Raw genomic sequence first — 7532 nt, 5'->3', positions numbered from 1 at the left:
GGAGCAGGCATGGATTCCTTGAAATATGCAGTGAATAATGGTGCGTATGTTCATTATACAGTTCCGTTTATCCTCACAGCTCCGGGTAATTCCAATATTTCAGTTAAATCGGGTGATGCCCATACTAACCAGGTTGTGACCAAGTCGAGTCCTTTTACTATTGTGGCTCAATCAACAGGAACCCATAAAGCTATCGCGTGTGTGCCATCTACATCCACTGCACCTACAGGTTACACAGCTGATAATGGTTTTGCTTATACCGATGCGCGTGGTTTTGGATGGATAAACCCTTCAACAAAAGCTCCGCAGGATATGACCGCGAACATACGTATCCGTACAGGTACGAGTGAAAAGCGATTATTAGGTGTTGTTCAGATACAGGCCAGCGATAAGGGACAGCTACCCGGAACCTGGGAGTGTGCTGTGGTGAATGGTACTTACCGGGTAACAATAGGAGCGGGTGATGAAGGTTATTATGACAGTGATACGCAGATAAACGCAGAAGGATTACCGGTTATAGCAGACTTAATCACCTCGGCATCGGCCAAACATAAAATAGCCATAGGAGTGGTAACAGTTACCGATGGTAAACTCACTATTGATGCTAATGGCGGTGTTAACAGTAAAATAAATTTTGTAACGATTGCTCCGGCAGATCCTGTTACAGATGCCATAGCGCCCACAGCAAGTATAAGGCTTGCGGGTACACTTAGCTCTCCCGGAGTATACGTTGATCAGGTACAGGTTTTATTAACGGGTACAGATAGTGGAGGAGCGGGCATGGATTCCTTGAAGTATTCATTAAATAATGCTCCATACGTTAATTATACAGTTCCAGTCATTATAAATACAGTTGGAAATTATAGCATTGTGGCCAAAGCAGTTGATGCCAATAATAACACAACGATAACCACAGCCACAACTTTCCGGTTTGTGGTAATTAAACCGCCGGCAACGTATATGGTGTTGAAGAACCCTGATGGATTTCCGGCCGATGATCGTTTGCTGTTTTCAAAGATTCAAACACCCTGGAGGCGTGTTAGTCCCGATACAACTCCTTACAACGCTAATCATGATAAAATAAAGCTTAGGATAAATAACAAAGGAGCTGCTAAACTTACGGTAACAAAACTGGCGCTCAGCAACCCGACTGCATGGAAGGTAGCTTCTGTAGGAAGCGACACCTTAGCAAAGGTGCCCTTTAATATAAATTCCGAAGCTTATACCGACGTAACAATTCAATTTATAAGTAAAGACGCTGGCTCACGTTTAAAGGTATTTAATGATACGTTGGCTATAACCAGCAATGATAGTATTGCCCCTATTAAAAGTGTTAAATTAACAGGCGTTTCGCAACTTGAGGGAGAGGGAGTTAACGAACCCTACGCCCAACAGTTGCTAACGGCCGCCGGCTTCACCTCAATAACAGGGTACGGTCATGATGATGGAAATATAGATGGTTCTGCCCGCGTGCCAAATTCAAGTGAGGTAGTAGCCTCTTATTTTGTGAGGGCGGATGCAAGCCGACCGGTAACCGTTCGGCAGGTTGCTGCATATCACGGATGTTGTTCGGCAACAGAATCCATAAGATATTTTAAAAAGGGATCAACGGCTTCTACTATGATTTTTACGCATAATAATTTGGATGGCCAGTCTGTAATTCCCCGGCTTTACGGCAGTACATCAGCCCCAGCCACTAATACTTTTAATCCAACCGGATCTTTTGGATTTAAGGTAGGTTCTTCATCAACAGATAGAACACAAAATTATAATGGATTGATAGGGATGCGAATTTTGAAAGCTATGGATGGGAATGGGAATATTATTCCAAATGCGTATTTTTTTGATTGCGATTATTTAGGTACGGCATTCACCAACTATGACTACCAGGACAATATTTATTATTTAGAAAACATAAAGCCGGATTCAGGGTCGCTGCACTATGCCGATTTGGTGCCACTTCCTAAAAAAATGATAAGTTTTGATCCTGCGAAAACAGGCAGCTCCATTTCCTATACCTTAACCATAAAAAATTCAGGGATCAGCTATCCCGACGGCAGCAATGACTCGCCGATTACATTGAAGAGTGTCCAAATCGTAGGGCCCGATAATGCCGAATTTTCCGTGAGTGCCCTAAAAACGGCAACTCTAGCGGTGCAGACAACTACCACCTTAACTGTTAAATTTAATCCTGCTACAGTTGGCATTAAAAATGCGGCTTTGTTGGTAAATTACAACAGCGCATCATCTCCGCTTCGTATCCCGCTTTATGGAATAGGTAACACAATCACATCAACGGTTAATGTCATCAAAAGGATAAAAAGTGGCTCGGATGTGCCGCTAACATTAGCGGGTAACACCTATGAAGCAGATAAAAACTACAGAGCAGGTTCGGTTAAACTTGATGCACAGGTAACAAAAACGACTGTTTTGGGTACAGATATAGATAGTTTATATCAAACTTATTTATCTGCAGCTGCAGAACTTGCAGAAACCAGATATGACATACCAGTAACTAATGGAGATTATTTTGTAAGACTCCATTTTGTTGAAAACTATTGGACCGTTCCTGGCACCAGGGTGTTTAATACGGTTATTGAAAACAAGGTTGTTTTAACCAATTTTGATATTTATGCCCAAGTTGGTTACAGGGCAGCATTAGTAAAGGATATTCCTGTAACGGTAACAGATGGGGTGATGAATATGAAATTTGACCCAACAGCTAATCGTGTCGGAATTGCAGCAGTAGAAATATTTCAAGTACAGCCGGTAAGTTCGTTTGCTTCAACATCTCTTCAATCAACCAGTAGTTCTCTCGTAACAGAAAGCGATAAGGAGAAAAGGAAGATTATTGTTTATCCAAATCCAAATTTGGGTAGTGTTTTTAATTTGAATGCAAGCAGCTTTTCAAAAAACGAAGAGGTAACATTATTGATTACCACGATGTCGGGTCGTTTACTCCAAACAAAAACGTTCACTACCAATGAGTCAGGAAATGCCAATATTTTGGTTAACCTTAATAATACTTTAACCAAGGGGGTTTATATCATAAATGCACGCAGCGCAGCGGGAAATTTATCTTCAAAACTGCTCGTTCAATAAAATTATTCTCCAACCATAATGTTTTACTTTTGAAGTAAAAAAACATTTGTAAATACCTGTCAATTATTAATTGATGGGTATTTACTTTTAAAGCATCTCTCAAAAATTCCTTAAAGCCATTTTAAGCTATTAACTCAAGTGGGAATAGTGCTTTTGAGGCGCAGATTAAATTCTTATAAGCCTTAGTTGATATTCACTTTTATATCGTTTTTTCATAACATTCTCATAAATCTTCACGTATACTTAATTAAGCTATCGTATAATTGCAAGTAAATTAAACGATTAGGTATTTTATGGCGATTTTTTACTTTTTTGTATTAATTTAATTTAAATGGAAACACCAATTTTAGTTGATGAAGCGAATGGACTTCACTATAAATCATTTTTTTATATGACCAACACTGTTAATCAATGGCTAATGAATGCCGTTAGCGTTCCGCAAACATATTTTACAGAAAAGTATTATTATGACTATCAGCAAAATGAGCTTTTCGTAGTCAATGAAGATGATGCCAACCTGCTAACGGTAATTGAAAATGAGGGGAACAGTCGAGGTTATACAGGTGAAGATATTGCAAAACTCACAGACAAAGTGTCAAAGATCTCTGCTGGTTTCGGAGTAATCGAAATTCCTCGTTTGAAATTGGAAGAACGTATTGCAATACAAATAGACTTTATTTCCTTGATGGAAAATTTTAAATTTTTTGAAGATTTTTCGGAAGTAATTAATCAACAGGATCAGACACAAACGTTTGCACTGGATGATCTGCTGATAGCAAACAAAAGTGCATATCTGTTTATTGATTACTGGGCCGAGTTTAAAACTAAACAACTTGCCTATTTTTTAAATGATTTTGAAGATAATCATGACATAAATTTGCAAACAGTTCAAATCTGGGATCAGTCTAATTTTAAAAGAGTGTCATAAAAAAGAAAAAGCAAAGTTTGGATTAAAATAAAAAACTCTAAAAAATCCCGATTACAGCTTTCTCAATTGTCTACCGATCATTAATAATATACAAACAGACATAGTAAACTGTGAAAATGTGTAAAGCTCTACTTTACACATTTTCACAATTTACTATTGAATATCTTCGTTAACAATAAAACAAAACCCGCTTTTTAAATAATTGAGGGCTATATTTTATCTTTATAGCCGTTTTACCCCCCTTTACACAAACTTTACAATTTTGAATTTAACTGTAGAAGTTGTGAAAAAAACTTGTCTCCCAGATTTTAAGTTGCCTTTTTTGTTGTAAATTAATATTTTAATTTATATTCAAAACAAAGGTTTAAACTATGATGTAACGGTGTCTGTCATTTTTGGCACGAACACGGTTAATAAGATTTAATGATAAAAATTGTTATGGTATCATATTGGGATAATGACGAAGTTTTAAGATATGCATCTTTAAAGTTTTTAAGACAATTTAATATTTCCGATAAAGAAAAAATAGGCACATTAACATTGAGCGAGTTATTAGGACCGCTTTATAATAGTCATTTGCCACATTTAACCTCAGTGCTAAGTGGCAATCCAAGGGTTTTTGAACAAAACCTTTCTGATAGTTTTACAAATCTCCGTCTATGCATTATTACTTACTACCCGGATTGGAAAGACAATTTGCCTGTAGGTTTTTATCTGCAGATTTTTGAAAAACCAGAAATAAATTTGCATGATCCTGATTTAATGATGGCAATTAATCAATTTAATAACTCGATTGTAAAATCGAGTTCGTCAGGTCAATCTTACGAAGAAATATCGGTTATTGATCCACAAATTGAAAGAGTAGCAGAATATCTGAAATCAATATTACTATCCAAATTTCCAGGCCTTTCTCATATTGCTGAAATTCATTTCATGTCGGCTTCCAAATTAAAACGGGATTTCAAAGTTGCTTATGGCGTAAGCCCGTTTATTTATTTCAGGAAACTTCAAATGGATGTAGCAGAGCAATATTTAAAAGAAAAAAGGTATCGAATTGGAGAACTTGCTACGATCTTCAATTTTTCAAATCCTTATAATTTTACGTCATGCTATAACCGCTTTAAAAACAAATCGATTGATTTGAAACTTGATTTACTTTCAATTTTAGCAATATTCATGATGATATTTGAATGTAAGCTGTTAAAGTTTTAGCCATCATTAATACTTACTTATATATGCTTTCGTAAAACGTCAACTAAGTATGCAATATAAGCTGGCACCCAATTTAGCTACAGAATAATTGTTACATATCCGCTTAAATTTACTTTGTCTGCAGTTAAAATGTAATAATAAACTCCTGATTGTAACTGTTTACCATTATAGAGGCCATCCCAGGTTGAGCTTTTTGAATTCACTATCATTTCACCGTATCTGTTATAAACTTTGACCCGGAATTTGGAGTCGTACTCGAATCCTTTAATTGTCCATTTGTCATTAACGCCATCTCCATTGGGAGTGAAAGCCGTAGGTATAAAAATGGAACTTTTGACAAAAACTTTAACCGGTGCCGACACAACCATACAGCGCCCGCTTGTTGTAATGCGCCTGTAATACATGTTCACGGCGCTTTTTGGAGGTTGGAAATCTACCTCTGTATTATTAGGTATAGGTTTCCAGTTTAAGTTGTCGGTTGACTCATCCCATGTAAATTTATATTCATTACTGCCTCCTGATGGATACCCTCCTTTTATAAGTGCAGGCGAATCATCCGGCAAGATAACCTGGTCTTTACCAAGGAGATTATAATTGACAATCTCAGGTTCAATATCAATGGTAACTTCGTTGGAAATGCTTGTACAGGAGCCGCTTGAAACCAATCGCCTGTACCGTTGATTTCCAGGGAGGCCGTTTGGAAAATAATCGGATGTGGTATTATTAGTTATATTGCTACTCCAGGTTCTGCCATTGTCTGTAGATATTTGCCATTGATATTCAAACTGGCCATTTCCACCTTTTAAGGCTTCAGTAGCTAATATTTTCAACGGAGTGTCTCCAAAACAAAGAATTTGATCAGTACCAATTGTATTGTTTTCTATAAGAGGCAGAATGTTCACGATTATTTCCGCAACATCGCTTTCGCATCCTGTTGGGTTTGTTTGCGACACATAATAGGTAATTGCTTGTGCAATGTTGGTAGGGGGAGAAGGTGCCTGGCTATATTTATTTTTTAATGTTGCATCGGTGTACCATGTAAGATTATTACCGTTTGCAGGCGTAGCTGTTAAAGGCGCTGCGCCAGTATTTAAACAAATATTAATGTGCGAAGTAACTACCGGTTTTTGGGGCAAATCAATTACGAAAATGGGACCAGTATCAATGGATACCTTACCACATGGATTTGAAGCTTCGATGACTACTGTATAAGCATTATTGAATGTGCCCTGGCTGGTAACTGCCGTTTGATTTTGAGAACTATTTTCAAAAGTGTGCATAATCGTGTCAACAGCTTTTGAATAGTTTTTAACAACGCCATCGCCATAGGTAACTTTATAACTTGTAGCAGCCGGTGTTAGATTTTTAATATTTATCACCATTGGTTGATGAACGCACACTTTATCAGCCTGTTTTTCAACGGATATTTGTGGACTGATGCCAACATATACATAGTATGTTTGCGTATTTACGCAGCCTTTAAGGCCCGTAACACTAAAAAACATTGTGTAAAAGCCCGGCAAATAAATATGTGTAACACTTTGAAATGTTTTACTTACAAAATCAGTCGATTTATCGCCCCAGGCAATTCGATAGCTGAGGTTTGATGTGCCGGATTTATTTATAAACTTAAATGATGAAGGGGTTGTTGCACAGCTAACAAAATAAGGAGCTCCGTTATAAAAAGTCAACCCATTTGCGCTTAAACTTGTGCTGGGCGTTTGGTTTAGTTTTATTGTTGTTTTTGCAACACTTGTGGCGCATCCTGCTTCATTTGTTACCGTTAATTTCACTGTGTATACCTGTGTGCCATTGCCATGGCTCCCGATAAATAAGTGGCTTGGATTTTCGAGGTTTGAAGTGTTGCTTTTTTGAGAATTGGGGTCGCCAAAATCCCAGGTATATTTCAAATTTGTACCCGTTGAAGTAGAGGTGAACCGGATAGGTGAGGTTGCACATTTCCCGTCAGCAGAATGGGTGAAACTTGCCACCGGGGTATCACTTTTTAGTATATCAACTTTGGGGAAAACTACAGTGTTGCCCCCAAATGTCGCGGTAGCACTATATGAGCCAACTGATGTTGCAGTATAAGTAGGTTGGTTGGCGGCTTGAATAGTGACCCCGTTTAAAAACCACACTATTTGGGCATTACTTTGATCTGTGGATAGCGTTAATTGAACGCTTCCTCCGGGGCATAGCATCTTAGAAGGGGTGCATAAAATTTCATCCGGATTGTTATATGAAATTATTATTCTCTTCTTTGCCGACAAATATTTTACATTAAAAAAAA

4 protein-coding genes are annotated in these 7532 nt (G+C 37.6%); 3 read left to right on the top strand and 1 reads right to left on the bottom strand.

What is annotated here, in order from left to right; translation table 11 throughout:
- From AC1DYB_RS20865 to AC1DYB_RS20855, 3 genes are all read left to right on the top strand, one after another.
- Nucleotides 1–3102, top strand: a 3102-nt coding sequence (locus AC1DYB_RS20865) for a malectin domain-containing carbohydrate-binding protein (protein ID WP_477437689.1), incomplete at its 5' end; no start/stop codon positions are given.
- A 331-nt stretch (nucleotides 3103–3433) separates the two neighbouring features.
- On the top strand, nucleotides 3434–4030 hold the full coding sequence (locus AC1DYB_RS20860) for a hypothetical protein (protein WP_477437687.1): 597 nt from the start codon (nucleotides 3434–3436) through the stop codon (nucleotides 4028–4030).
- 423 nt (nucleotides 4031–4453) lie between these two features.
- The gene (locus tag AC1DYB_RS20855) at nucleotides 4454–5242 is read left to right on the top strand and encodes a helix-turn-helix domain-containing protein (protein ID WP_477437685.1); all 789 of its coding nucleotides are present in this window, start codon (nucleotides 4454–4456) and stop codon (nucleotides 5240–5242) included.
- Between the two features lie 77 nt (nucleotides 5243–5319).
- Here AC1DYB_RS20855 and AC1DYB_RS20850 read toward each other — a convergent pair whose 3' ends face one another.
- A complete protein-coding gene (locus tag AC1DYB_RS20850) occupies nucleotides 5320–7443 on the bottom strand; it encodes a T9SS type B sorting domain-containing protein (protein ID WP_477437683.1) in 2124 nt (707 codons plus the stop codon).
- Nucleotides 7444–7532: the final 89 nt, after the last annotated feature.

The sequence above is a fragment of the Mucilaginibacter sp. P2_A4 genome (assembly GCF_056405015.1).
The sequence above is the reverse complement of the archived record's forward strand: the minus strand, read 5'-3'. Positions and strand labels throughout refer to the sequence as shown.